Origin of the sequence: Gemmobacter aquaticus (assembly GCF_007859075.1) — a bacterium.
Classification (GTDB): domain Bacteria; phylum Pseudomonadota; class Alphaproteobacteria; order Rhodobacterales; family Rhodobacteraceae; genus Gemmobacter; species Gemmobacter aquaticus.
This window is the reverse complement of record NZ_VOAK01000009.1, coordinates 1-2500: the sequence shown is the minus strand read 5'-3', so window position 1 is coordinate 2500 and position 2500 is coordinate 1. Positions and strand designations below refer to the sequence as shown.

Below are 2500 nucleotides of genomic sequence, written 5' to 3'. Positions count from 1 at the left end.
CCGAAACCAGGTGATCTAGCCATGAGCAGGATGAAGGTACGGTAACACGTACTGGAGGTCCGAACCAACACCCGTTGAAAAGGGTCTGGATGACTTGTGGCTAGGGGTGAAAGGCCAATCAAACCTGGAGATAGCTGGTTCTCCGCGAAAGCTATTTAGGTAGCGCCTCGGACGAATACCTCGGGGGGTAGAGCACTGCATGGGTGATGGGGTCCCACAGACTTACTGAGCCTAAGCAAACTCCGAATACCCGAGAGTACTATCCGGGAGACACACGGCGGGTGCTAACGTCCGTCGTGAAGAGGGAAACAACCCTGACCTGCAGCTAAGGCCCCTAATTCGTGGCTAAGTGGGAAAGCATGTGGGACGTCCAAAACAACCAGGAGGTTGGCTTAGAAGCAGCCATCCTTTAAAGATAGCGTAACAGCTCACTGGTCTAGTCAAGACGTCCTGCGGCGAAGATGTAACGGGGCTCAAGCCACGAGCCGAAGCTCAGGATGCACAGCAATGTGCGTGGTAGCGGAGCGTTCCGTGATATAGCTCCATGCCTCTTGTCTTCCTCTCGGGGAAGCATGGAGGCGAGGAGCTTTCTGTGAAGCCGGCGCGTAAGCGATCCGGTGGAGAGATCGGAAGCGAGAATGTTGACATGAGTAGCGACAAACAGGGTGAGAGACCCTGTCGCCGAAAGTCCAAGGGTTCCTGCTTAAAGCTAATCTGAGCAGGGTAAGCCGGCCCCTAAGGCGAGGCCGAAAGGCGTAGTCGATGGGAACCAGGTTAATATTCCTGGGCCAGGAGGATGTGACGGATCTCGAAGGTTGTCTGCCCTTATCGGATTGGGTGGGCCGCTTAGAGGTTCCTGGAAATAGCCCTCCACAAGACCGTACCCCAAACCGACACAGGTGGACTGGTAGAGAATACCAAGGCGCTTGAGAGAACCACATCAAAGGAACTCGGCAAAATGCTCCCGTAAGTTCGCGAGAAGGGAGCCCCGTCTGTAGGCAACTATGGGCGGGGGGCACAAACCAGGGGGTGGCGACTGTTTACTTAAAACACAGGGCTGTGCGAAGCCGTAAGGCGACGTATACAGTCTGACGCCTGCCCGGTGCTGGAAGGTTAAAAGGAGGGGTGCAAGCTCTGAATTGAAGCCCCAGTAAACGGCGGCCGTAACTATAACGGTCCTAAGGTAGCGAAATTCCTTGTCGGGTAAGTTCCGACCTGCACGAATGGCGTAACGATCTCCCCGCTGTCTCTGATGTGGACTCAGCGAAATTGAACTGTGTGTCAAGATGCACACTTCCCGCGGTTAGACGGAAAGACCCCATGAACCTTTACTCCAGCTTTGCACTGGCATCAGGATTGTGATGTGCAGGATAGGTGGTAGGCATCGAAGCAGAGACGCCAGTTTCTGTGGAGCCTCCCTTGAGATACCACCCTTCGCACTCTTGATGTCTAACCGCGGCCCGTTATCCGGGTCCGGGACCATGCATGGTGGGGAGTTTGACTGGGGCGGTCGCCTCCCAAACAGTAACGGAGGCGCGCGAAGGTTGGCTCAGAGCGGTCGGAAATCGCTCGTTGAGTGCAATGGCAGAAGCCAGCCTGACTGCAAGACTGACAAGTCGAGCAGAGACGAAAGTCGGCCATAGTGATCCGGTGGTCCCAAGTGGGAGGGCCATCGCTCAACGGATAAAAGGTACTCTGGGGATAACAGGCTGATGATGCCCAAGAGTCCATATCGACGGCATCGTTTGGCACCTCGATGTCGGCTCATCTCATCCTGGGGCTGGAGCAGGTCCCAAGGGTATGGCTGTTCGCCATTTAAAGAGGTACGTGAGCTGGGTTTAGAACGTCGTGAGACAGTTCGGTCCCTATCTGCCGTGGGTGTAGGAGACTTGAGAAGAGTTGCCCCTAGTACGAGAGGACCGGGGTGAACGTTCCACTGGTGGACCAGTTGTCGTGCCAACGGCAGTGCTGGGTAGCTATGAACGGACAGGATAACCGCTGAAGGCATCTAAGCGGGAAGCCCCCTTCAAAACAAGGTCTCCCTTGAGAGCCGTGGAAGACCACCACGTCGATAGGCCAGAGGTGTAAGTGCAGCAATGCATTCAGCTGACTGGTACTAATTGCTCGATAGGCTTGATTTGATCCAGTAACAGCATGACAGTTACTCACAAATCAAAAGCATAGACTTGAACAACCGCAATAACAGCGGCTGATGTTGACACAACTTGGGTAATTCCTCGGTTTGGTGGTCATAGCGCGTGCTAAACTCCCGATCCCTTCCCGAACTCGGCCGATAAGGGCACTCACGCCAATGGTACTGCGTCTCAAGACGTGGGAGAGTAGGTCACCGCCAAACCTAGAAATTACCCAAATACTCTCAAAACGAACAATACAAATCAAAACACAAAAAGATATCCCGGCGCGGGGTGGAGCAGCCCGGTAGCTCGTCAGGCTCATAACCTGAAGGCCGCAGGTTCAAATCCTGCCCCCGCAACCAAAA

At 54.6% G+C, this 2500-nt stretch carries 1 tRNA gene and 2 rRNA genes (1 of these 3 cut by a window edge); all 3 read left to right on the top strand.

Annotated elements, in window-relative coordinates:
* Window positions 1–2141, top strand: a 23S ribosomal RNA gene (locus FQU74_RS01945) (it extends 692 nt beyond the left edge of the window).
* 100 nt (window positions 2142–2241) lie between these two features.
* Window positions 2242–2356: ribosomal RNA gene (gene rrf / locus FQU74_RS01940) — 5S ribosomal RNA — on the top strand.
* A 64-nt stretch (window positions 2357–2420) separates the two neighbouring features.
* Window positions 2421–2497: transfer RNA gene (locus tag FQU74_RS01935), tRNA-Met, on the top strand.
* Window positions 2498–2500: the final 3 nt, after the last annotated feature.